The sequence below is a fragment of the Caballeronia sp. AZ10_KS36 genome, from assembly GCF_023631105.1.
In the GTDB taxonomy this organism is placed as follows: domain Bacteria; phylum Pseudomonadota; class Gammaproteobacteria; order Burkholderiales; family Burkholderiaceae; genus Caballeronia.
Genome location: NZ_JALQDQ010000018.1, coordinates 465,287 through 489,061, shown reverse-complemented (window position 1 = coordinate 489,061; position 23,775 = coordinate 465,287). Strand labels below are relative to the sequence as shown.

The 23,775-nt window shown below is 64.2% G+C and carries 23 protein-coding genes; 10 read left to right on the top strand and 13 right to left on the bottom strand.

Translation table 11 applies throughout. From position 1 onward, the window contains the following. The first annotated feature begins 104 nt into the window (after window positions 1-104). Window positions 105-596, top strand: coding sequence for a Cys-tRNA(Pro) deacylase (gene ybaK, locus NCR35_RS12445; RefSeq protein WP_244847162.1), 492 nt, complete (start codon window positions 105-107; stop codon window positions 594-596). 48 nt (window positions 597-644) lie between these two features. Continuing rightward, on the top strand, window positions 645-1,271 hold the full coding sequence (gene plsY, locus NCR35_RS12440; RefSeq protein ID WP_250534571.1) for a glycerol-3-phosphate 1-O-acyltransferase PlsY: 627 nt from the start codon (window positions 645-647) through the stop codon (window positions 1,269-1,271). A gap of 60 nt (window positions 1,272-1,331) precedes the next feature. Here the strand turns inward: plsY and NCR35_RS12435 are convergent, their stop codons facing one another. Then, window positions 1,332-1,817, bottom strand: a complete 486-nt coding sequence (locus NCR35_RS12435; protein WP_175944867.1) for a YajQ family cyclic di-GMP-binding protein — start codon at window positions 1,815-1,817, stop codon at window positions 1,332-1,334. A 139-nt stretch (window positions 1,818-1,956) separates the two neighbouring features. Here NCR35_RS12435 and murB point away from each other — a divergent pair, with 139 nt between their 5' ends. Further along, entirely contained in the window at window positions 1,957-2,991 is a 1,035-nt protein-coding gene (gene murB, locus NCR35_RS12430) for a UDP-N-acetylmuramate dehydrogenase (protein ID WP_250534570.1), read from the top strand. A gap of 58 nt (window positions 2,992-3,049) precedes the next feature. Here the strand turns inward: murB and argF are convergent, their stop codons facing one another. Then, entirely contained in the window at window positions 3,050-3,979 is a 930-nt protein-coding gene (gene argF, locus NCR35_RS12425) for an ornithine carbamoyltransferase (RefSeq protein WP_159836878.1), read from the bottom strand. A 472-nt stretch (window positions 3,980-4,451) separates the two neighbouring features. Here argF and NCR35_RS12420 point away from each other — a divergent pair, with 472 nt between their 5' ends. Further along, window positions 4,452-4,787, top strand: a complete 336-nt coding sequence (locus tag NCR35_RS12420) for a DUF3579 domain-containing protein (RefSeq protein ID WP_175944861.1) — start codon at window positions 4,452-4,454, stop codon at window positions 4,785-4,787. Between the two features lie 144 nt (window positions 4,788-4,931). On the opposite strand, the gene rpsT is transcribed toward NCR35_RS12420, so the two are convergent. Beyond that, entirely contained in the window at window positions 4,932-5,210 is a 279-nt protein-coding gene (gene rpsT / locus NCR35_RS12415; RefSeq protein ID WP_159836876.1) for a 30S ribosomal protein S20, read from the bottom strand. A 445-nt stretch (window positions 5,211-5,655) separates the two neighbouring features. Here rpsT and murJ point away from each other — a divergent pair, with 445 nt between their 5' ends. Beyond that, entirely contained in the window at window positions 5,656-7,206 is a 1,551-nt protein-coding gene (gene murJ, locus NCR35_RS12410) for a murein biosynthesis integral membrane protein MurJ (RefSeq protein WP_284502971.1), read from the top strand. Beyond that, window positions 7,206-8,051, top strand: coding sequence for a SirB1 family protein (locus NCR35_RS12405; protein ID WP_244847157.1), 846 nt, complete (start codon window positions 7,206-7,208; stop codon window positions 8,049-8,051). The genes murJ and NCR35_RS12405 overlap by 1 nt, the downstream gene beginning before the upstream one ends. A 21-nt stretch (window positions 8,052-8,072) precedes the next feature. Here the strand turns inward: NCR35_RS12405 and NCR35_RS12400 are convergent, their stop codons facing one another. The 5 genes from NCR35_RS12400 to lpxK form a co-directional block, all read right to left on the bottom strand. Beyond that, window positions 8,073-8,831 (bottom strand): 3-hydroxyacyl-CoA dehydrogenase, encoded by a 759-nt coding sequence (locus NCR35_RS12400; protein WP_250534569.1) that lies wholly within the window; start codon window positions 8,829-8,831, stop codon window positions 8,073-8,075. 120 nt (window positions 8,832-8,951) lie between these two features. After that, window positions 8,952-9,617: an adenylate kinase gene (gene adk, locus NCR35_RS12395; protein ID WP_250534568.1), complete on the bottom strand. Its 666-nt coding sequence runs from the start codon at window positions 9,615-9,617 to the stop codon at window positions 8,952-8,954. Between the two features lie 284 nt (window positions 9,618-9,901). After that, complete coding sequence (gene kdsB / locus NCR35_RS12390; protein ID WP_250534567.1) at window positions 9,902-10,693, bottom strand: 3-deoxy-manno-octulosonate cytidylyltransferase; 792 nt, start codon at window positions 10,691-10,693, stop codon at window positions 9,902-9,904. A 10-nt stretch (window positions 10,694-10,703) separates the two neighbouring features. Further along, on the bottom strand, window positions 10,704-10,910 hold the full coding sequence (locus NCR35_RS12385) for a Trm112 family protein (protein WP_206466865.1): 207 nt from the start codon (window positions 10,908-10,910) through the stop codon (window positions 10,704-10,706). After that, a complete protein-coding gene (gene lpxK / locus NCR35_RS12380) occupies window positions 10,891-11,907 on the bottom strand; it encodes a tetraacyldisaccharide 4'-kinase (protein ID WP_250534566.1) in 1,017 nt (338 codons plus the stop codon). The genes NCR35_RS12385 and lpxK overlap by 20 nt, the downstream gene beginning before the upstream one ends. 488 nt (window positions 11,908-12,395) lie before the next feature. On the opposite strand from lpxK, the gene xseA reads away from it, so the two are divergent. From xseA to NCR35_RS12360, 4 genes are all read left to right on the top strand, one after another. After that, window positions 12,396-13,763, top strand: a complete 1,368-nt coding sequence (gene xseA / locus NCR35_RS12375; protein WP_250534565.1) for an exodeoxyribonuclease VII large subunit — start codon at window positions 12,396-12,398, stop codon at window positions 13,761-13,763. Between the two features lie 208 nt (window positions 13,764-13,971). Further along, complete coding sequence (locus NCR35_RS12370) at window positions 13,972-14,553, top strand: superoxide dismutase (protein ID WP_175944843.1); 582 nt, start codon at window positions 13,972-13,974, stop codon at window positions 14,551-14,553. Between the two features lie 605 nt (window positions 14,554-15,158). Then, window positions 15,159-16,910 carry a hypothetical protein gene (locus NCR35_RS12365; RefSeq protein ID WP_250534564.1) on the top strand — a complete coding sequence of 584 codons (1,752 nt, stop codon included), beginning with the start codon at window positions 15,159-15,161 and terminating at the stop codon, window positions 16,908-16,910. Beyond that, window positions 16,907-17,209, top strand: coding sequence for a hypothetical protein (locus tag NCR35_RS12360; protein ID WP_250534563.1), 303 nt, complete (start codon window positions 16,907-16,909; stop codon window positions 17,207-17,209). Before NCR35_RS12365 ends, NCR35_RS12360 begins: the two co-directional genes overlap by 4 nt. A gap of 238 nt (window positions 17,210-17,447) precedes the next feature. Here the strand turns inward: NCR35_RS12360 and NCR35_RS12355 are convergent, their stop codons facing one another. From NCR35_RS12355 to mdtD, 5 genes are all read right to left on the bottom strand, one after another. Continuing rightward, a complete protein-coding gene (locus tag NCR35_RS12355) occupies window positions 17,448-18,761 on the bottom strand; it encodes a glycosyltransferase family 87 protein (RefSeq protein ID WP_250534562.1) in 1,314 nt (437 codons plus the stop codon). Window positions 18,762-18,806: 45 nt separating this feature from the next. Beyond that, window positions 18,807-19,169: a DMT family transporter gene (locus NCR35_RS12350; RefSeq protein ID WP_250534561.1), complete on the bottom strand. Its 363-nt coding sequence runs from the start codon at window positions 19,167-19,169 to the stop codon at window positions 18,807-18,809. Between the two features lie 21 nt (window positions 19,170-19,190). Then, complete coding sequence (locus tag NCR35_RS12345) at window positions 19,191-20,612, bottom strand: UbiA family prenyltransferase (RefSeq protein WP_250534560.1); 1,422 nt, start codon at window positions 20,610-20,612, stop codon at window positions 19,191-19,193. A gap of 232 nt (window positions 20,613-20,844) precedes the next feature. Continuing rightward, window positions 20,845-22,119 carry an EAL domain-containing protein gene (locus NCR35_RS12340; protein ID WP_250534559.1) on the bottom strand — a complete coding sequence of 425 codons (1,275 nt, stop codon included), beginning with the start codon at window positions 22,117-22,119 and terminating at the stop codon, window positions 20,845-20,847. A gap of 219 nt (window positions 22,120-22,338) precedes the next feature. Continuing rightward, window positions 22,339-23,772, bottom strand: coding sequence for a multidrug transporter subunit MdtD (gene mdtD / locus NCR35_RS12335; protein WP_250534558.1), 1,434 nt, complete (start codon window positions 23,770-23,772; stop codon window positions 22,339-22,341). Between the last annotated feature and the right edge of the window lie 3 nt (window positions 23,773-23,775).

The window sequence follows — 23,775 nt, the reverse complement described above, 5'->3', positions numbered from 1 at the left end:
AAGGTCCTGTCGTGAGTCGAACGATCGTACGACATCGGGAGGCGCTGCACCACTAGGCCGAACGGCCGATGGTGAGCGGCATCCCGCGCCGCTACAATGCGTCCATGTCGAAAATCAAACACGTCTCCGAAACGCCTGCGACGCAATTCCTGCGCCGTCACAAGGTGGCGTTCGGCGAGCATCCGTACGATTACGTCGAGCATGGCGGCACCGAGGAATCGGCGCGGCAGCTCGGCGTGGACGAACATTCCGTGGTCAAGACGCTCGTGATGGAAGACGAGCACGCGAAGCCGCTCATCGTGCTGATGCACGGCGACCGCACCGTGTCCACGAAGAATCTCGCGCGGCAGACGGGCGCGAAACGCATCGAGCCGTGCAAGCCGGAGGTGGCGAACCGGCACTCCGGCTATCTCGTCGGCGGCACGTCGCCGTTCGGTACGAAGAAGGCGATGCCGGTGTACGTCGAATCGAGCATCCTGGATCTGGACACTATCTATCTGAACGGCGGCCGGCGCGGCTATCTCGTGAGCCTGAATCCTGCCGTGCTGACCGAACTGCTCGGTGCCAAGCCCGTGCAGTGCGCAAGCGTCGATTAGAATGCTGACCGCGCTTTCGCCCAGACTCGCCACGCTAGAAGAGAACATATGATTGATCTGATCGTCGCCGTCGTGTCCTATCTGATCGGCTCGATTTCGTTCGCCGTCGTCGTCAGCGCGGCGATGGGACTCGACGACCCGCGCTCCTACGGCTCGGGCAATCCCGGCGCGACCAACGTGCTGCGCACCGGCAACAAGCGCGCGGCCATCCTCACGCTGATCGGCGATGCCTTCAAGGGCTGGCTTCCGGTATGGCTCGTCGCGCACTTCGGCGCGCGCTTCGGGCTCGATGCAACTGGGCTCGCAACGTGCATCGCGCTGTCGGCCATCGCCGTATTCCTCGGCCATCTGTATCCGATCTTCTTCAAGTTTCAGGGCGGCAAGGGCGTGGCGACGGCTGCGGGCGTATTGCTCGCCATTCATCCGGTGCTCGGGCTCGCGACGCTTCTGACTTGGCTCATCATCGCGTTCTTCTTCCGGTACTCGTCGCTCGCGGCGCTCGTCGCTGCCGTGTTCGCGCCGTTGTTTCAGGTGTTTCTGTTCGGGCCGAGCCGCATCTCGCTTGCCGTGCTCGCCATGAGCGCGCTCTTGATCTGGCGGCATCGCGCGAATATTTCCAAGCTGCTGGCGGGCAAGGAAAGCCGCATCGGGGACAAGAAGAAGGCGGTGCAGTAAGAAACAAAAAAGCCGTTCCGGCATTGCGCGGAACGGCTTTTTGCATGGGACTCGCGAGATTCAGTCGCGGAAGTTGTTGAAGTCGAGCGGCGTATCCGTCACTTCTTTCTTTAGCAGCGCGATGGTGCTCTGCAAATCGTCGCGCTTCGCGCCTTGCACGCGCACCGCGTCGCCCTGAATGCTCGCCTGCACCTTGATTTTGCTGTCCTTCACGATCTTCACGACCTTCTTCGCCAGATCGCCCGACACGCCTTTCTTGATGGTGACGACCTGCTTCAGCTTGTCGCCGCCGATCTTTTCCTGCTTGCCGTAGTCCAGAAAGCGCACGTCGACGCCGCGCTTCGCGAGCTTCGACAGCAGCACGTCCTTCACCTGGCCGAGCTTGAAGTCGTCGTCGGCGTAGAGCGTGAGTTCCCGCTCCTTCTGCTCGACGCGTGAATCCGAACCCTTGAAGTCGAAGCGCGTCGAGATCTCCTTGTTGGACTGCTCGATCGCGTTCTTCACTTCGATCATGTTTGCTTCGCTGACGACGTCAAACGATGGCATCTGTCTTCCCCTTCTTCGTTGGGCGAGGGCGGGCGCGGCGCGCGCACTCGCTATAATCACGGACCTGACGTCATTCTACCGACGCGCTTTGGTTTTCCCCAAGGCCGCTTCCAATCCAGCATTCGCCACGCGGTTCCCCATGTCCGACGCCTTCTTTCCCGCGCCCGCGCTTCTCGCGGATTACTCGCTGCGTCCGCACAACACGTTCGGCTTCGATGTTCGCGCGCGTCACGCGATGCAGATCGATAGCGTCGAAGCCGCCGCTGCGCTCGCCGCCGACGCGCGGATCGCCAACATGCCGCGCCTGGTGCTCGGCGGCGGCAGCAACGTCGTGTTGACGCGCGATTTCGAGGGCGTCGCGCTCGTCGTCGGCATCATGGGCAAGCGCGTGATCGGCGAGGACGACGACGCATATCTGATCGAAGCCGGCGCGGGCGAGAACTGGCACGCGTTCGTTGCATGGACGCTTGCACAGGGCATGCCGGGCCTCGAAAACCTCGCGCTGATTCCCGGCACCGTGGGCGCCGCGCCGATTCAAAACATTGGCGCATACGGCCTCGAAATGGGCGAGCGCTTCGACCGGCTTCATGCGGTCGAGCTGGCAACGGGCGCGCGAGCAGAATTCGATCGCGACGCGTGCGCCTTCGGCTATCGCGACAGCTTCTTTAAACGCGCGGGGCGCGGGCGGTTCCTGATCACGTCAGTGGTTTTCCGTCTGCCGAAAGCGTGGACGCCGCGCGCCGATTACGCGGACGTCGCGCGCGCGCTGGAAGGCGCGTCGTCCTGTGACGCGCAGGCCATCTTCGACGCCGTGGTTGCCGTGCGTCGCGCGAAGCTGCCGGACTGGACCGTGCTCGGCAACGCGGGCAGTTTCTTCAAGAATCCGGTTGTCAGCGCCGAAGCGTTCGACGCGTTGCGGGCGCGCGAACCGGGCGTCGTTTCGTACGCGCAGCCGGACGGCAGCGTGAAGCTCGCGGCGGGCTGGCTGATCGACCAGTGCGGGTGGAAGGGGCGCGGCATCGGCGGGGCGGCGGTGCACGAGCGGCAAGCGCTGGTGCTCGTGAATCGCGGCGGCGCGACCGGCGCGCAAGTGCTCCAACTCGCGGAAGCGATCAGAAGCGATGTGCTCGCGCGCTTCGGCGTCGAACTGGAGATGGAGCCGGTCGTCGTCTGAAAAAACGAACGCCGCCGGACGCGAAGATCCGGCGGCGTTTTTCTGTGCGTCGAGCTCGTCAGTGATTCAACTTGCCCAGCAGCAGATATTCCATCAGCGCCTTCTGAACGTGCAGGCGGTTTTCCGCCTCGTCCCACACGACGCTCTGCGGCCCGTCGATCACTTCCGCGCTCACTTCCTCGCCGCGATGCGCCGGCAGGCAATGCATGAAAAGGGCATCGGCGTTGGCGCGCGCCATCATGTCGGCATCGACGCAATAGTCCGCGAACGCCTTCTTGCGCGCCTCGTTCTCTGCTTCGAAACCCATGCTCGTCCACACGTCCGTGGTGACGAGATCCGCGCCCGCGCAGGCTTCGTTCGGATCGGCGAATTCTTCGTAGAACGGCGCGCTTTCAGCCGCCACGAGCGCGCGGTCCAGCTTGTAACCTTCCGGCGTCGACAGACGCAGCTTGAACCCGAGAATCTGCGCGGCTTCGATCCACGTGTACAGCATGTTGTTGGCGTCGCCGACCCACGCGACGGTCTTGCCGTGAATCGGCCCGCGATGCTCGTAATACGTGAAGATGTCCGCCAAGACCTGGCACGGATGGTATTCGTTGGTCAGCCCGTTGATGACCGGCACGCGCGAGTTCTCCGCGAACCGCTGGATGATGTCCTGCCCGAACGTGCGGATCATGATGATGTCCACCATGCGCGAAATGACCTGCGCCGCATCCTCGATCGGCTCGCCGCGCCCGAGTTGCGTGTCGCGCGTGCTCATGAACACCGCGTGGCCGCCCAACTGGAAGATGCCCGCTTCAAACGAAAGGCGCGTGCGCGTCGAATTCTTCTCGAAGATCATCGCGAGCGTGCGGTCGTGCAGCGGGTGGTACGTCTCGTAGTTCTTGAACTTGCGCTTCAGAATGCGGGCGCGTTCCAGCACGTACTCGTAATCGTCGAGCGAAAAATCCTTGAACTGAAGATAGTGGCGAATTTTCTTGGCGGTCATGAAACGCAAGCAGCGGCTTCGAACCGGGTGCGCGACTGCCGGAAGACGTCGCTCGACCGGACGGCGCCGCCATCGGGAGTGGGTTGGCGTTCGAGCATAAAGGATTTTGCGAGGTTTGACGAGGCGGCGCAAAGGCCGATAGACAGGCGCGCGAGCCTGTGTGCGCTGCGGAAACAGGGCCGCTGCGGTATAATTGCCGGCGCTTGTTTCAACAACTCTGCAACACTCAGTAACGCTCAGCACCGTTTCACGCGCATGGTCGGCGTTGGCTCGCAAGAGTCCGCTTGGCGTTCTTTTGCGCTTGCGATTTCTTCGTGCTGCCGAGTCCGCCATTCAGTCGCGGGCGCGGGCGGTCCTCTTCGGGCCGTTGGCCAAGCGCCGCCCGGCGCTCTTGCCGGCAGGCCGGCGCGGTCGCCGCGTCAAGCGTGTGCATTCGCCGGTGCCGCCACCGGCCGACAAAAGGTATTGCTACATGGCTGAATCATCCCCTACCGAGTACTTCATACAAGGCATCACCAAGAGCGGGAGGAAGTTTCGGCCGAGCGACTGGTCGGAGCGCCTGTGCGGTGTCATGTCGGGCTTCGGGCCGAAGGCGAAAGGGCCGAACGCGCGCCTGCAATATTCCATCTACGTGCGCCCGACCATGATCGGCGACATCAAGGTCGTGATCGTCGATTCGCGCCTGCGCGACATCGAGCCGATGGCCTTCGACTTCGTGCTGAACTTCGCGAAGGACAACGACCTCGTGGTGACCGAGGCGTGCGAACTGCCGCCGCATCACGGCACGCAGACGCAGCAGCGTCGCTAGGCTGAAAAGCCGCACGGTCGGCAGCAGCACGCAAAAAAGCCCGCGCAAGCGGGCTTTTTCGTTACAGCGCAGCGGAAACAGGAAGCCGTTCCGGCGAGCGCGCGATTCTGAAAACCGCGAGCACCCGCCGAAAACGAGCCGGAATTACTGGGCTGCGGGAGCCTGCAGACCCTTGATGGCTGCAGCCAGGCGGCTCTTGTGACGAGCGGCCTTGTTCTTGTGGATGATCTTCTTGTCCGCGATGATGTCCATCGTCTTGACCGACGACTTGAACACTTCGGCGGCCTTGGCCTGATCGCCGGCTTCGATAGCCTTGCGAACTGCCTTGATGGCCGTGCGGAACTTCGAGCGCAGCGCCGAGTTGTGCGAGTTGGCCTTGGCGGCCTGACGGGCGCGCTTGCGAGCTTGTGCGGTATTTGCCATGACGGTTCCTTATCCTGTTTCTGCTGTTACTTGTCGGAGCGGGCTTCACCTTCTGGCCCGGCGGGCCGGAAGCGGTGAACGATGCGCGCTGCCTTTGATCTGAAATCCCGGGAAGCGACTGAGCAGTTAAGCCATTCGCCCGGAAACCTGAGACGCCCAAGCTGGACGCCTTTGGAACACTGCCGACAGAGCCGGAAGTCGCGAAAAGCACGCCGGCGCTTCAAGTCAGACTTCCGCCGGATTCCCGTTTCGGGCGCAATTTCGCCAGAACCGGCCGTCGAAACCCGCGATTATAGCAAGCGAAGACGAGATATGACAAGCGCGACGGTGCCGGCGGGAGGCCGTGCCCGCGCCGCCACGAATTTGGTGCAATCCGTCAATCTCGCGGCGTTGCGCGCCAGCGTTACCGGAGCGCGTCACCCTCGGCCCGTATAATAAGCGCCCCATGAATCTATTCCGAGCCCTCCTGACGGTCAGCGGCTTCACGCTGCTGTCGCGCGTGACCGGCCTGATCCGCGAAACGCTGATCGCCCGAGCCTTCGGCGCCAGTCTCTACACCGACGCGTTTTACGTCGCGTTCCGCATTCCGAACCTGCTGCGGCGCCTGTCCGCGGAAGGCGCGTTCGCGCAGGCGTTCGTGCCCATCCTCGCCGAGTTCAAGAACAGCAAGGGGCATGATCCGACCAAGGCGCTCGTCGATGCCATGTCGACCGTGCTGACCTGGGGCCTCGTCGTGTTGTCGCTCGCCGGCATGGCGGGCGCGAGCTGGGTCGTGTTCGCGGTCGCGTCGGGACTGAAGCACGACGGCGCGGCGTACGGCCTCGCCGTGGAGATGACGCGGATCATGTTCCCGTACATCATCTTCATTTCGATGACGACGCTCGCCTCGGGCGTCCTCAACACGTACAAGCAGTTCTCGCTGCCCGCGTTCGCGCCGGTGCTGCTGAACGTGGCGTTCATCTTCGCGGCCGTGTTCGTCGCGCCGCACATGAAAGTGCCGGTGTACGCGCTCGCCTACGCGGTGATCGCGGGCGGCCTGCTGCAATTCCTCGTGCAACTGCCCGGCTTGAAGAAGATCGACATGATGCCGGCCGTCGGCCTGAACTTCCGGCGCGCGCTCGCGCATCCGGGCGTCAAGCGCGTGCTTGCGAAGATGGTGCCCGCGACCTTCGCGGTGTCGGTCGGGCAACTGAGCCTCATCATCAACACGAATATCGCGTCGAATATCGGGCAGGGCGCGGTGTCGTGGATCAACTACGCCGACCGGCTGATGGAATTCCCGACCGCGCTGCTCGGCGCGGCGCTCGGCACCATTCTCCTGCCGAGTCTGTCGAAAGCGCACGTCGACGCCAACGCCGACGAATACTCGGCGCTGCTCGACTGGGGCTTGCGCATCACCTTCCTGCTGGCCGCGCCGAGCGCGGTCGCGCTTTTCTTCTTCGCCGAGCCGCTCACCGCGACGCTCTTTCACTACGGCAAGTTCGACGGTCATTCGGTCGTGATGGTCGGCCGCGCATTGTCGGCGTACGGCATCGGCCTTATCGGGCTGATCCTCATCAAGATTCTCGCGCCCGGTTTCTACGCGAAGCAGGACATCAAGACGCCGGTGAAGATCGCCGTCGGCGTGCTCATCATGACGCAGGTGAGCAATTACATCTTCGTGCCGATTTTCTCGCACGCGGGGTTGACGCTGTCCATCGGCCTCGGCGCGCTCGCCAACGCGCTGCTGCTTTTCATCGGCTTGCGCCGCCGCGGGATTTATCAGCCGTCGCCGGGCTGGACGCGCTTTTTCGTGCAGCTGGTCGGCGCGTGTCTCGTGCTCGCCGGCGTGATGCACTGGGTGTCGGCCAATTTCGACTGGATTGCCATGCGCGCGACACCCTTCGCACGAATCATGCTGCTCGGAGCTAGCCTGGTTGTGTTCGCGGGACTGTATTTCGGTATGCTTTCCGCAATGGGCTTCAAATACGCTTACTTCAAGAGACGAGCGCATTGATGACGACGACGCGTATCCTCGACTACTTCTCGGCCCTGATGGCCGACGACGAGAGCCTGCCGCTCACGGAGGCCGCGCTGTCGCTCGCGCAGGACGCCTATCCGGACGTCGACATGCAGGCGGTGCTCGCGGAACTGGACGAACTGGTCGTGCGCGCGCGCCGCCGCATGCCCGAGGACGCGGATGTCAAACAGCGCGTCGAGGCGCTCAATCGCTATTTCTTCCGCGAGCTGGGTTTCTCCAGCAACCTGAACGACTACTACGACCCCGACAACAGCTATCTGAACGCGGTGCTGCGGCGTCGGCGCGGCATCCCGATTTCGCTTGCCGTCATCTATCTGGAAATGGCCGAGCAGCTTGGCTTGCCGGTGCAGGGCGTGTCGTTTCCGGGGCATTTCCTGTTGCGCGTCGCGACGCCGGGCAGCGATCTCATGCTGGATCCGACCACCGGCCAGTCGCTCTCCGAAGCGCAGATGGTGGAAATGCTGGAGCCGTATGTGCAGCGCGTCGGCGAATCGATCGGCAGCGCGTTGCGCGTGCTGTTGCAGCCCGCGACGCGCCGTGAAATCGTCGCGCGAATGCTGCGCAACCTCAAGAGCATCTATCTTCAGACGGAGCGTTGGCAGCGTCTGCTTGCCGTGCAGCAGCGGCTGGTGATCGCGCTGCCGGACAGCATCGAGGAAGTGCGCGACCGCGGCTTCGCGTACGCGCGTCTCGACTATTTGCGCCCGGCGCTCGAAGACCTTGAGCGCTATCTGGAAGACCGCCCCGACGCGGTGGATGCCACCGTCGTCGAGTCGGAGCTGCACGATCTGCGACTGCGCACGCAGGAAAACGGCGACTGAGCCGAGATTCGAGCGGCGCCTTTATTTCGGCTGCATGCGGATCGCGCCGTCGAGGCGGATCACTTCGCCGTTGAGCATCGGGTTGTCGAAGATCTGCTTGACCAGCATCGCGAATTCGTCCGGCTTGCCGAAGCGCGAAGGGAACGGCACCATCGCGCCGAGCGCCGTCTGCACGTCGGGCGGCATGCCGAGCAGCATCGGCGTTTCGAAGATGCCCGGCGCAATCGTCATCACGCGGATGCCGCTGCGCGCGAGATCGCGGGCGATCGGCAGCGTCATGCCCACGACGCCGCTTTTGGACGCCGCATACGCCGCCTGCCCGATTTGCCCGTCGAACGCCGCGACCGACGCCGTATTCACGATCACGCCGCGCTCGCCCGCGCTGTTCGGCTCGTTCTGCGACATCGCGTTGGCCGCGAGCCGGATCATGTTGAACGTGCCGATCAGATTGACCGCGACCACCTTGCTGAACAGATCGAGCGGGTGAGGGCCGTCGCGCCCGACCGTCTTCGATGCGGGCGCGATGCCCGCGCAGTTCACGAGGCCGCGCAGGTTGCCGAGCTTCGTCGCGGCATCGACGGCGCGTTGTCCGTCGTCTTCGCGGCTCACGTCGCACTTCACGAACACGCCGGACAATTCACGCGCAAGCGCTTCGCCCGCGGCTTCGTTCATGTCGGCGATCACGGGCTTGCCGCCATTGGCCGCGACGACGCGCGCGGTCGCCGCGCCCAGACCCGACGCGCCGCCCGTGATCAACACGACGTTGTCTTTCATCTCCATGTGTTTTCTCCTTGTAGTATGGCCCTCGCGGGCGACGCGTCGATTGTAGCCAACGCGTTGCCGCGAGCGCGCATAAAAAAACCCGCTCGTTCGGAGCGGGTTTCTTGGCAGTTCGGCTGCTTACTTGAGCGCAGCGAACACGCGATCGCGGATTTCATCGACACTGCCGGAACCCGAAATGCGCCGGTATTGCGGCGCCTTAAGGCCGTCTTCGGTCGCGCCCGACTTCGCCCAGTCGTTGTAATACGCGATGAGCGGCTTCGTCTGCGCGTCGTACACGTCGAGACGCTTGCGCACGGTCTCTTCCTTGTCGTCCTCGCGCTGGATCAGCGGCTCGCCGGTCACGTCGTCCACCATGTCGTTCTTCGGCGGATTGAACGTGACGTGATACGTGCGCCCCGACGGCGCATGCACGCGACGCCCGCTCATGCGGGTGATGATCTCGTTGAAGGGCACGTCGATTTCGAGCACGTAGTCGATCACGACGCCCGCGCTCTTCATGGCTTCCGCCTGCGGAATGGTGCGCGGGAAGCCGTCGAACAGATAACCGTTGGCGCAGTCGCTTTCCCGCAGCCGCTCCTTCACCAGATTGATGATGAGCAGGTCCGGCACGAGTTCGCCCGCGTCCATGTAGCGCTTCGCCTCGACGCCGAGCGGCGAGCCCGCTTTCACGGCGGCGCGCAGCATGTCGCCGGTGGAGATCTGCGGAATGCCGAATTTCTCCTTGATGAAGTTTGCCTGGGTGCCCTTGCCCGCGCCGGGTGCGCCCAACAGGATCAAACGCATGGTGATATCTCCGAATCGTCTAGAAACCGCTGGCGCGAGGTTCGTGACATCCGGCGGCGACGCTCGGGCGGCGTCGACGACAGGCGGCGCGGCCGATTCGACAGGCAGCGCGGCACCCGCGGACAGCGGCGCAACGTTGAGCGTGGCGCTGACCGGAAGGCTCGCGCAATCGCTTGATTATGCCACGCCTCATTACGATCGCGGCCGTGATAGCGATTATGGAAACCGCTAAGACGCCCGCCGTGCGGGCGTTTGGCGGGGTATACACCGGTTGCGCGATGCGTTCAGTTCGCGCGCGCGAAAAAGGCCTGCACGCGCGCGAGATCCGCGGGCGTATCGACGCCGGGCGGCGGCGCGTCTTGCGTGACAAGCACCGCGATGCGCTCGCCGTGCCACAGCGCGCGCAGTTGTTCGAGGGCTTCGGCCGCTTCGATGGGCGCTTGAGCGAGCTTCGGGAAGTCGCGCAGAAACTTCGCGCGATAGGCGTAGAGGCCGATATGCCGCAGCACGTTGTCCGGCACGGCGGGCAGCGCGGACAGCGCGGCGATGTCGGGCCAGTGCGGCTGCCATGCATCGCGCGACCACGGAATCGGCGCGCGGGAGAAGTAGAGCGCGACGCTTTTCGCATCCAGCGCGACCTTCACCACGTTCGGATTGAAGACGTCGGCGGGATCGTGAATGGGATGCGCGGCTGTCGCGATCGCGCATTCGCCGTGCGCCGCGAGATGCGTGACGACATTGCGCACGAGTTGCGGGTCGATCAGCGGTTCGTCGCCCTGCACGTTCACGACGATGGTCTCGTCGCTCCAGTTCAGGCGCGTGGCGACTTCGGCGAGGCGGTCGGTGCCGGTCGGATGATCGGCGCGCGTGAGCATCACTTCGATGCCGTGATCGCGCGCCGCTTCGACGACGAGATGCGAGTCCGTCGCGACGAGCACGTGACTCGCGCCCGACTCGCGCGCCCGCTCGGCGACGCGCACGACCATCGGTTTGCCGCCGAGATCGGCGAGCGGCTTGTTCGGCAGCCGCGTGGACGCGAGACGCGCGGGAATGACGGCGATGAACGGCACGGACATGACGATGACTTCAGAGGTCGCCGACCGGCTTCAGCGGCGTGACGGGCGTGCCTTCGACCGTCTGGCGCGCTTCGTCCACGAGCATCACCGGAATGCCGTCGCGAATCGGGTACGCGAGTTTGTCCGCGTTGCAGACGAGTTCCTGTGCCGCGCGGTCGTAGTTGAGCGGGCCCTTGCAGATCGGGCAGACGAGGATTTCAAGCAGACGTGCGTCCACGGAGTTTCTCCACAACGAGAGCGATGAGGCGAGAGCTGAGCACGGCTTGCACGGGAACGACCCAGATGCGCGCGTCGCGCCAGGCCCCGAATTTTACTGCATCCTTTTCCGTGATCAGGATCGCGTCCGCTTCGACCGAGGCGAACGGATTCTCGCGGTACGCGTAGTGATCGGGGAAGGCGCGCGTCGTCGGCGCGATGCCCGCGGCGCGCAGCGTCGCAAAGAAACGCTCGGGCGAGCCGATGCCGGCCGCCGCGACCACTTTCTCGCCGGCGAACTGCGCGAGCGGACGGCGCACGGAGGGATCGTCGAGCAGCCACGCGTCGCCGGGTTCGAGGTCGAGCGCGAACGTGTTCGGCCACGGCGGCAGCGTGCGGTCGTAGGGACTGTTGATGAGCGTGGCATCGCGATGGCGCGACATCGGCTCCCGCAAGGGACCCGCGGGCAGCAGGAAGCCGTTGCCGCCCAGCCGGTCGTCGAACACGACGAGCTCGAACACGCGCGCGAGGCGATAGTGCTGCAGGCCGTCGTCGCTCACGATCACGTCCACATTCGGATGCGCGTTCAGCAAGGCGCGCGCGGCGGCGACGCGGTCCGGGCAGACGAACACCGGCGCGTGCGTGCGGCGCGCGATCAGAAGCGGCTCGTCGCCGACCTGTGCGGCAATGCTCGCGGGCGTGACGCTCGTCGGCTCGGCGACCTTCGCGCCGTATCCACGGGAGACGACGCCCGGCTGGAAGCCCGCCGCTCGCAGCGCCTCGACGAGCGCGATGACGGTCGGCGTCTTGCCCGTGCCGCCGACGGTCACGTTGCCGACGACGACCACCGGCACGCCGACATCGACGCGCTTCATCCAGCCCAGGTCGAAGAGCGCGCGGCGCGTCGCGGCGATCGCGCCGAATACGCACGCAAAGGGCGTCAGCGCCCACGCGACGCCGCCGCGCCGGCGCCATTCGCGGGCGAAGAAGTTTTCGATCGGCGGCTTGAAATCAGACATGGACCGCCTTCGCGCGGACGGCATGCAATGCGCAAAAACGCGGGAACGATGTCGGGTACGGCAGGGCGCGCAACGGCAACTCCTTCGATTTAGGTATGCGTTGAACGGTTCGACCGGCGGTGCGCGTTCAAAGGTCCTGAACGACCTCGGAACCTTGCGAGCCGGTGCACGACCCGGCACTCTAGCGCGCGAACGCGCTCTTCGCCAGTCGGTGCGGCTGTTCGCGGCGCGGATCAAACTGTGGATAACTCTGTGAAGAACTTGCCGTCCAAAAAGGCGAAATCCGCTTCAGGAAAGAGTTGCTTCGGGAATTTGCCTGACTTGCTTTGAGAAACCGTGTGGAATCAGTGACTTGCCACGTACTCATGGGCGTCCGGCGGGCGCCTTGATACGGCGTCGGTAAGTTCTTCTGTGTGGACACTTGCTACACTGGCGGGGCCTTGCCAGGCGGACCGCGCCGGGCGACGCACTTATCATCGATCCGAACCATGACTCCCGATTCCTTGCCGACGCCAGGCGGCGACGCCGTTATCCCCGTTTCCGTGCTCAACCGTGCGATCGGCACGATGCTGGAGCGGTCGTTTCCGCTCGTCTGGGTATCGGGCGAAGTGTCGAACTTCACGCGCGCCGCGAGCGGCCACTGGTACTTTTCGATCAAGGACGCCAACGCGCAGATGCGCTGCGTGATGTTCCGAAGCCGCGCGCAGTACGCCGAGTTGGTGCCGCGCGAAGGCGACAAGATCGAAGTGCGCGCGCTCGTCACCATGTACGAGCCGCGCGGCGAATTGCAACTGAGCGTCGAAGCGGTGCGGCGCACGGGGCAGGGGCGCCTGTACGAAGCCTTTCTGCGCCTCAAGGCGCAACTGGAGAGCGAAGGTCTCTTCGCCGCCGAGCGCAAGCGCGCGCTGCCGACGCATCCGCGCGGCATCGGCATCGTCACGTCCTTGCAGGCCGCCGCATTGCGCGACGTGCTGACGACGCTCGCGCGCCGCGCGCCGCATGTGCCGGTGATCGTGTATCCGGGGCCGGTGCAGGGGACCGGCGCGGGCGCGAAACTCGCGGCGATGGTCGAAGCGGCCAACGCACGGCGCGAAGTCGATGTGCTGATCGTGTGCCGCGGCGGCGGGTCCATCGAAGATCTGTGGGCGTTCAACGAGGAAGTGCTCGCGCGAGCGATCGCGGCAAGCGACCTGCCCGTGGTGAGCGGCGTCGGTCACGAGACGGATTTCACGATCGCCGATTTCGCCGCCGATGTCCGCGCGCCCACGCCGACCGGCGCGGCCGAACTCGTGAGTCCGCAGCGCGTGCTGTTGCTGCGCGAGCTTGATCATCGCCACGCGGCGCTCGCGCGCGCCTTCGGCCGCACGATGGAGCGTCGCGCGCAGCAACTCGACTGGCTCGCGCGCAGGCTCGTGAGTCCCGCCGAGCGGCTCGCGCGGCAGCGCGTGCATCTGCGGCAACTCGCGAGCCGTCTCACAAGTGCCGGCGCGCGGCCCGTGCGCGATGCCCGCGCGCACTTCGCGCTCATGCGGTATCGCTTCGAGCGCAGGCGGCCGGACGTCGCCGCGCAGACCGAGCACGTGCTGCGGCTCGCGCAGCGCATGGAAAGCGCGAACGAGCGTCGTCGCGAGCGCGAGAAGGCGTGCGTGTCGGAGCTGGCGGCGCGCTTGCAGGTGCTGAGTCCGCAGCGCACGCTGGAACGCGGTTATGCCGCGCTCATCGACACGCAGACGGGCCGCGCGCTGCGTGCGCCGAACGCGCTGAAGCCCAAACGCGCGCTCACGGTTCACCTCGCGCAAGGCTCGGCGGATGTCGTTCTCGCCGACGTCCAGCCGCGCCTGTCCGACGAATTCTGACGCGTTTCGCGCTCGCGCCACGGCGTAATTTCGACGTGGCGCGAGGCGCGGCCGCGAGCACTTTTTACGCCGCTTCTGGCGGTATGAATGCGATCTTCCTCATAAAGGCGGGCGGTTTGCGGGGTTATCCCAACTCGCCTACAATCCATTGCTCCACTGCTTCACTCCTCAAAGTCCCACAATCCACATAGAAAGGAAGCTCGCAATCATGGAACATACGCTCCCGCCGCTGCCGTTCGACAAGAACGCGCTTGCTCCGCACATGTCGGAAGAAACGCTCGAGTTTCACTATGGCAAGCACCACCAGACCTATGTGACCAAGCTCAACGAGCTGATCAAGGGCACTGAATTCGAGAACATGCAGCTCGAAGAGATCGTGAAGAAGTCGTCGGGCGGCGTGTTCAACAACGCAGCTCAGACGTGGAATCACACGTTTTTCTGGAACAGCCTGTCGCCGAACGGCGGCGGCGCTCCGACCGGCGCGCTGGCCGACGCGATCAACGCGAAATACGGCTCGTTCGACAAGTTCAAGGAAGAGTTCGCGAAGGTCGCCGTGGGCACGTTCGGCTCGGGCTGGACGTGGCTCGTGAAGAAGACGGACGGCTCGCTCGATATCGTCTCGACGAGCAACGCCGCGACGCCGCTGACCACCGACAGCAAGCCGCTCGTCACGCTGGACGTGTGGGAGCACGCGTACTACATCGACTACCGCAATGCGCGTCCGAAGTTTATCGAGGCGTTCTGGAACATCGTGAACTGGGACTTCGCTTCGAAGAATTTCGGCGCGTAAGTTCGTGGCGCTGACCAGATAGCGCTGGTGAGTGCCGCGAAGTTCGTTGGATGTTAAGAATTTGAAAGCCCTCCGTGCGAGGGCTTTCTTGTTTTTCAGAGTCGGCGGAGGACAAGGCGCGCACGATTTCATTCGCTGTGCTGAATTCTGCGACGGCGCCACGATAGGTCCCCTAATCCAACTGGCTTCGCCGCCGGATTGCGTCTATAACGACAAATTGCAGTGACGACATGCCGGCCGACGCGAATCGATTGCGACGAGAGCCGGTCATGACAATGCCGCAAAATCGCGCGGCGCGCTCGCTCCCCGATGGTTGTATGAGTAATCGCCGGCCGATACCGTGGCAGATGAGTGAGTCAGTGTGTCCGATTGCGTCGCCTCGCTTCCTCTATACAGTGAAGTTGCAGAAGTTGTTCGATACGACTTTCGTGGTTTCCTGTTGCCCCAGGCGATAGCTTCCGTCACCAGAAGTTCAACCTCGCGCAAGCCATGACGATTCCATTCGACAGTCAGGAAACGGTTCTGAACTCCCGTTCGACGAGGAAGAACGATGTCGACAAGCTGTCGCAATCGGGCGACGTCCGTAAGGACGGCCGTTTCCTGCAATGAGCAAAACGGTGCCGGTCGAATCCGTCGAGACAGCTCAGGAGTTCGGCAGTACTGAGCCTCGAACCACGGAACAAGGGCTCGGTTGGCGCGGCTGGGCGGCCTTGGTGACCGGCGTTAGTCTGCTGTCCATAGCGATTACCGGCTTTACGATCGACAATAACAATATCTTCCACTTGCCGATTCTGGAGGGATTGTGGCGCGAACCGCAGTTCGCACACGATGCCTTCATTCAGTCTCTACGCTATTTCGCTTCCGTATTCTGGCTCCTGCACGCGGGCATCGCCGACGACAGCAATGTGCTGAAGTTTTTCCTGCCGTGGCTGTTCGTTTCCCGACTGCTTTTCTTCGCAGGCATCGGCTCATGGATCGATGTTCTGGGTCTCAAAGGGCGAACTCAGACGCTGATTTTCATGCTGCTGAGCGCGGTCATCGGCTTGCTGCGCGGGGTATCTTTCGCCGGAGAGGGCGGAATCGTCATTAGTTCTTTCACCCACTCCGAACTCGGCAATGGCTTGAGCCTGATCGCGCTGTCGCTCGTGTGGCGCCAACGTTATGGCTGGGCGCTGGCGTTTGCGGGGCTCGTATTCGCGCTCAACATCTTCATGGCCGTCTGGCTTGCGCCGCTCATCGCGACGATGGTCTGGCTGCAATGGCGCGAAGAAGGACTCTCCATCGGCCGTCTCGCGCGCAGCAGTTGGCCCGGCTTGCTAGCGTGTGTCGTGCTGGCCCTCCCGGTGTTGGCCAACCTCGCGCACAATCCGGAATTGGGAAGACGACCCGATTACGATTTCCGAGTCTTTCTGCTCGAGCATTGGCCCGATCATTTTCTGGCGATGCACTTGGCAGTCAGGGAGTACGTAGGCTTTGCGGTCGTTATCGCGACCGCCTTGGTGTCGGCATCGCAGTTGCCGCGAGATCAGGCGCGGCTCATCTACGCGCTGACGGGTGTATTGCTGGCGATCTGGGCGGTGGGCGCGGCGCTGCCGCTGATCACTAGCTCGCCCACGCTGTTCAACCTTCACCTGCTGCGCTCGACGACGTACCTGCAGATACTGGCCGGACTCGCGCTCGCAGCCCTCATCACGCGATGGATGACGTCAGCGAGGCAGGCGGATCGCTTTTTATGGGCGCCTGTTCTGACGTGTTCGGCGGTTGCCAGCCCCTTCGGCGCCGTGATGCTGTTTCCGGTGCTCGTGGGGCGCAAGTTCTGGAACCCCGGTGCGCGTCTCGCGAGCCCGATCGTGGCGGCTTTGCTGTTGACCGTGACTGCCGCGGGAACCGTCGCCATCATCGTCAAGCAATATCGCCGCGTTTCATACGCCGCCGCAGAACGCGCACACTGGCTCGCCGTCGCTGGCTGGGCGAAAGCCCATACACCGCCCGATACGGTTTTCCTCTTGCCGGTGATGCGGCTCCACGAACGCAGCCCTCTGCCGGCGGCGCCATCGCGCATGACGGATCTGCTGGTCGGCAGCGAGGTTTTCCCCACGATGTCGCATCGCCAGGTATGGATCATGGGCAAATATGGCGCTGCGGCGCTATGGCAGCCGAGCTATTACCCTATCTGGCACGAGCGGATGTTGGGGAGTATCCGTGCCGCAAGCCTTGCCGAACGCATGGCCTATGCACGAAGTCACGCCATCGGGATGGTGGTGGATGATTGCGGCGTCGCCGGCAGTCATGTTCCGGTCTACCGGTCGGGCAAGCTCTGCGTCTTTTCATCGAACGAAGTCGGGAATAGTCAGTGACCGACGGCAGGCGGTCGCAGGAGATGAAGGCGGCAGTGGCCTCCGCTGTACCGGGCGTTTCCCAGGCCCGCCAGCGGCGGCACGGCCAACGGCACGCAGAGCGCCTGCACGTTCACGGGCAGCTTCAAGCCACGCGCAACCGGCAAGCATCTGCTCGACGGCACGCTGAATTCAGCGGCGCGTTGTGCGGTCTCAACAACGTGTCGATGCCCCTCGAAGCGACGGTCGTGAATGGCTTGCTGACCGTGGTCGGCGTGACGCCGCAGCGGGACCAGGCGTTTTATCTGGCGGCGCAGTAGGGGTGGTGTCGTTGCGGGCCGAGGGGCGGTGCACGCTAAACCAAAGCCCCGGCTGACGCAATCGAGCTGATGCCATCAGCAACGCCGCAGGCGGCCATTCATGCGTTCATCCACGCCCGCCCGATAGAATAGCGGTCTTTCCTGCACCACCGCTTCCTCATGAAACGCTTCGCTGCCCTCTGCCTCGCGGCGTGGACTTCCGCCGCGCTGCTTTACTTCGGACGACACTCCGCCGCGCTCATCGTGCTGTCGGGTGTGCTCGCGCTGGCGGCGTTCGATCTTCTGCGCCCGGAATCGAACGAAAGCGCGTGACGCCGCCGGTCGCGAAGTATCGCGCGACGAGCAGCGCGTACAGCAGCCAGACCGCGACCGTGTAGCTCGCGCCGCGCGACGCGAACGCCATCACCGCAATCGCGAAGCTCGCGAGCATCAGTTCGACGCGCGGCGCGACGAGCGATAGCCGCGCGCCGGGCAGCTCGAACGCCGTGCCGAACAGAATGCACACCGGGATCAGCGCAACGACCAGATGCACCGGTTCGAGCATCGGGGATGCGACGAGCATCGTCATCGTGGCGAGCGCGAAGTCGATGCGGCGGTCCGCGTGTCGCCGTGCCACCAGCACCACGGCCAGCGTGCAGACAACCGAGGCGGTGGCGATCCATACCGCGCCGAGCAGCGGCTGAGACGCGCTGAGGCCGGCGCTTTCCATCACCGTTTGCAGGCCGCCGCGCAGCGCAACGTTGATCGGCGCGCCGCCGAGCATCAGGTTCTGCGCATTGAGGCGCGGCATGTCGGACACCATGTAATGCCAGATCGCATGAAAGCCGAGCGTCCACGCCGTGACCGCCGTCAGCACGACGGACGTGACGAACGTTAAGAAGGCAGTGCGCCATTCGCGTCGCAAGAGCAGAAGACCCGCAATGGCGATGGGCGTCACCTTCAGCGCGATGGCCGCGCCGAGGAACACGCCCGCGACTCCGCGATTACCGCGATCGAGGAAGAAGAACGTCGCCGCGAGCAGGAAGAACAGCAACTCATTGGACTGGCCCCAGTAGACATCGTCGAAGAACGGGCGGCTCAACAGCGCGAGGGCGACGATCAGCAGCACGACGCCGCGATCCGCGCCCCGATACGCGAGCTTCGCGACCATCGCCACGCCCAGCGCGAATAGCACCAGCGATCCGCCGACCCACACGGCCTTCGCCGCGAGCGGCGAGAGCGCGCCGAGCGGCGAGAACAGCCACGCGAATTGCGGCGGATACGCATAGAACACGTCCATGCCCGTATCGCGCGCGCCGATCGAGCGCATGAATGCGACGAGGCCCGCGTGATCGTAGAGCACCGTCGCATCGGCAGGATGGCGCAGCACGGTGGTGAACGCGTATAGGTAGTAGTTGAAGTCGCTGAACGCATTCGCGGGATCGGCGCGGAACTGCGCGTAGACGTGCGGCACGCGCGCCGCGATCATCGCCAGTGCAACGACGATCAGCGCCGTCGAAATCGCGCCGAGACTCGGCGCGGACTTGCCCGTGGCAGCCCGTGAAATCAGCATGACAGTATCCCCGATACGACTTCTTCTATTTGATATTCGCGCAGCTCAGGCCGTGGCCGGAGCGGGCGCGTAAAGCAGCAGAACGCTTGCGATCAACAGTGCGGCGCCGGCAAGCGTGCGCAGCGACATCGCTTCGCCGAGCACTACGCCGAAGAGCATGATTTCGAGTATCGTCACCGCGACCATCAGCGGATAGGCCACGCTCAGTTCCACGCGACGCAGCGCGAGCGCGTACAACACGAAGCCCGCGCCATAGGCGCCGATCGCCCCGAGCCGGTAGACGAGCGCGCGCGGCTCCATGCCGAACACAAGCGCGTGGCCGCTCGCCGGCAGCGTGCCCGCGAGACGCAGCAAGATACTCGCGAGCGCGCTGCACGTGCCGCTCAGAAGAAGCGTGATGTATTGCATGAAGCGCAGTTAGGTTGGGAGCTAAATCGCCGCAACGATCGTGGCGATGCATAGACAGATGACGAGAAGGCTCAGGCGGTTCTTGATCGCGTAGACGATCGGGTCGTCGTGCATCTCGCCGCGAAACGCGAGCATCCACACGCGACTCACCCAGTACAGCAGAAGCCCGAAGAGCACCCATAGCGCGTGCGGATGCCGATACAAGAGCCGCACGTCCGACGAGTTCAGATACAGCGCCAGAACCAGCACGGCGACATAGCCCGACGCGGTGCCGAACGAGCGCAGAATGCCCAGATCCTGCGTGACGTAGCCGCGCCCGGCCGCCGACACCTTGCCGTCGCGCAAGAGGGCGTCGAGTTCGGTGTAACGCTTGACCATCGCGAGGCTCAGGAAGATGAGCACCGAGAACATGATGAGCCAGTCCGACAGCAGGATATCGGCCGCCGCGCCGCCCGCGATCACGCGCGACGTGTAAAGCGCGGCGAGCGTGAACACATCCACCAGCATCAGGCGCTTGAGCTTGAATGAATACGCGAGCGTCACGATGAAGTAGCCGCCGAGCACCAGCTGGAAGTTGGGCGGGAGTTGCCCGGCAAGCGCGGCGGACGCGACGAGCAGCGTCACCGTGAGCGCCATGCCGTACGTCAGCGGCAACTGGCCGGACGCGAACGGCCGGTTGCGCTTCTTCGCGTGGCGACGGTCCGAGTCGAGATCGAGCATGTCGTTCAGCAGATACACCGCAGAGGCGCAGAAGCTGAACGAGAAGAACGCGAGCGTTTCGTCGAGCAGCATCGCCGGATCGGTGAAGCGGTGCGACGCGAGAAGCGGCACGAAAATCAGCAGGTTCTTCACCCACTGGTACACGCGCATTTCCTTGAGCGTCAGGCGAACGAGCGAGCGCTTTTCTTCGAAGAAGACGATCGTCTTGTTCACCTTCTCCGCTGCCGCCGCGATGTGCCGATTGCCGACGACGATCGCCTGCCGAGACGCCTTCCAGACCGGCACGTCGGCGAGCGCGTTGCCGCAGTAATCGAAACCGTGCGCGCCAAATTCCTCGGTGAGCGCGCCGGCCTTGTTGCTGCCTTTGAGGTTGTGCGCGTGATCGCTCGCGAGCACGCCCGTGAAGATGCCGAAGTGCTTGGCGATCTGTTCTGCGAACTGTCTGTTCGACGCGGTGCAGAGATAAAGGTCGCGTCCCGATTGACGCTGCTCCCGCAGATATTCGACGAAACGCGCGTTATACGGCAGCACGGACACGTCGATGGCCACGCGCTCTGCAATCTGCGCCTTCAGATACGCCTTGCCGCGCAGGAGCCAGACGAAGCAGTGGAAAATGTAGACCGGATTTTTCTTGACGAGCACGAGGAACGATTCGACCAGCAGATCGGTGGCGGTCAGCGTGCCGTCCAGATCGACGCACAGGGGAACGCTAGCTTCGGCCATGATTTCCTCGTTGCGATCATTCGTCGTGAGATTCGGGCGAGCGCCGCCGAACCGTTTGCGTACAGAATAACGAGGGCTCTTTTTCCAGCTCTGTGCGTTAGGGCACTCGTGTCGCGCGCCCGAGACAGTACGGTATGTGTTTCCCCTAGGTATTGTGGATTATTTGGGACCACTTGCTTTCGGGGACGGATGCGGCGCTGTTAAGTAAGCGCCGCATCGAAAGAAAGGCTTCTCAGCGGCGCTTCGGCACGCCTTCCCAGTTGATGTCGACGCACAGGACCTGAAGCCCGTAAGGCGTTTGCGCCGCGATGGACGCCGTCACGCACAGATGGGCCTCGTTGATCGACAAATAGGGCGCCGTCAGATGCACGCGCCCCGGCGCGCGCAGCGCTTCGATGAAATAGGGGCGGCGTTCCCAGCTCGCGCCTTCCGAATGCAGCAGCGGGCTGAAGCGTTTCGCGCGCTGCGACGTGCGCACCACGGGCACGACGTTGTCGCCGATCTGCCGGCCCGCGTGGTCGAGCAGGAAACAGCGCGCGGTGTCGGCGAGTTGCAGCAATTCGCTCGTGGCGGCGGCGAGAGCCTCGCCTTCCATCAGCTTGACGGCGGCGCGTTCCAGTCCGCTCACGTACGGTTCGAGCCGCGCGGCCTGCGCGCGCTCGCGTGCCGCGACCCGTTCGCGCGATGCCGCCGTGAGCGCGTCGATGGTTCTCGCCGCGACTTCGCTGTGCACGGCTTCGACGCTCGGCTGCGCGAAATACGCGCCCTGCACGAAATCGACGTTGCATTCGAGCGCGATCAGCGCGTCGCGTTCGGTGGCGAGGCCGCCCATCAGCACGAGCTGGCCGGATTCGTGCAGTAGCGACACGAGCCGCGGCAACACCCGTTCGATATGCGAATGCTCGGTCGCCTGCTGGAGAATGCAGCGGTCGAGCGAGACGATATCCGGCCGCAACTGCCACACGCGGTCGATATTCGAATGCTTCACGCCGAAGCCGTCGAGCGCAATCAGAAAGCCGGATTTGCGCAGCGAATCGACGATTTCGGAAAAGCGCGTCGTCTCGCCGCCCGCCTGTTCGGGCACTTCGAGCACCACGCGCTGCGGCGGCAGGCCGATGTCCTTCAGCGCGGCGAGCAGCGCGTCGCCGTAGCTCGTGTCCATCAGCGCAGCCGGGTGCAGGCTCAGGAAAAGCCATTCGTCGTGGCTGTCGAACGCGTTGAAGTTGCCCAGATGCAGCGATTCGGCGAGCCGGCCGAGTTCCAGCAAATCGCCGCGCCGGGCCGCCTGCGTGAAGACTTCGTGCGACGGCACATGACGATGCGTCTCGTCGCGCGCGCGCAGCGACGCGTGATAGCCGATCGCCCGCCGGTGCGACACCGAAAACACCGGCTGAAACACGCTGAAGACGGTGTATTCGCCATACAGCACGGTGCGACGCGAGCCGTCGTCGCCAGCAACGGGGCGCGGCGGCTGGAAGCGGGGAGGGTCGAGATCAACCATGCTCATGGTCTAACGGGCGTCGATCGGCTTTATGAGATAGCGGCAGTTTACAAGATCGCATCCGATCGTTCGAGCAAGAAGCATGCGAATCGAGCATCGGCGCGGTTTTGCGCAGTGGGGCGCGTGCATTCGTCCGCTTATTGCCGGGAGAGGGACGTCGGGCGTCGCGTCGCGGTGCCGCGCGCACCGCCCCGGTGCGGCGCACGTCCGGATGGTGAATGCCGCTCAGTTCGCTTCCGACGGATCCGGCTTCTTGCGCGCACCGCGCACTTCCGGCGCGAGTTGTCCGAAGATCCACGCGGTCGCCGCCGTAATGACGCCCACGCACAGGAACGTCGCGTGAAACGCCGGCAGCGTATTCGTTTCGGTGACGCGCGGCAGCAGGCCGGTGAACGTCGAGAGAATCGCGCCCGCGACGGTCACGCCGAGACTCATCGACAGCATCTGCACGAGCGAAAACAAGCTGTTGCCGCTGCTCGCGCCGCCGGTGCCGAGGTCCTTCAGCGTGAGCGTGTTCATCGCGGTGAACTGCATCGAGTTGACGGCGCCGAACGCGGCCAGCTGCACGAGCCGCAGCCACAGCGGCTGATGCGCGGTCGTCAGCGCGAAGCTCGCCATCATCAGGCCGACGAGCACGGTGTTCGTCACCAGCACACGCCGATAACCGACGCGCTCGATCAGCCGCGTGACGAGCCGCTTGCTCGCCATGCCGGCGGCGGCGACGGGCAGCATCATCATGCCGGCCTGAAACGCCGTGTAGCCGAGGCTCACTTGCAGCAAGAGCGGAATGAGATACGGCATCGCGCCACTGCCGATTCGCGCGAACAGATTGCCGAGCAAGCCGACGCTGAACGTGTGAATCTTGAAGAGATCGAGCGAGAAGATGGGCTGCGCGGCGCGCGTGGCGTGCAGCCCGTAAGCGACGAAGCAGCCGACGCTCAGAATCAGCAACACGAGCACGATGGCGTGCTGAAGGCCGAGATCGGCGAGCCCGTCGAGCGAAATCGTCAGCGCCACCATGCCGACCGCCAGCAGCAGATAGCCCGCTAGATCGAAGCGCGCGGTCGCGGGATTGCGGCTGTCGGGCATGTACAGATTCGTCGCGATGCAGCCGATCACGCCGACCGGCACGTTGATCAGAAAGATCCAGTGCCACGACGCGATCTGCACGAGCCAGCCGCCGAGCGTCGGACCGATGAGCGGTCCGATCAGCCCCGGAATCGCGACGAACGCGAGCGCCGAGAGATAGCGTTCCGCCGGGAACACGCGCAGCACGGCGAGCCGGCCGACCGGAAGCAGCATCGCGCCGCCCACGCCCTGCACCACGCGAAACGCGACGAGTCCAGTGAGCGACTGCGCGTTCGCGCACAACAGCGAGCCGATGGTGAAGATCAGGATCGCGCTGAAAAACACGCGCCGCGTGCCGAGCTTGTCCGCGAGCCAGCCGGAGACGGGAATCATCATCGCCATGGTCAGCGAGTAGGCGATGACGACGCCCTGCATGCGCAGCGGCGCTTCGCCGAGGCTGCGCGCCATCGCGGGCAGCGCCGTGTTGACGATGGTCGAGTCGAGCGTCTGCATGAAGAAGCCCGTCGCGACGAGCCACAGCATGATGGTGAGCGATCGGTCGGACGGCTGGACTGTGGCGGTGTCGGTCATGGC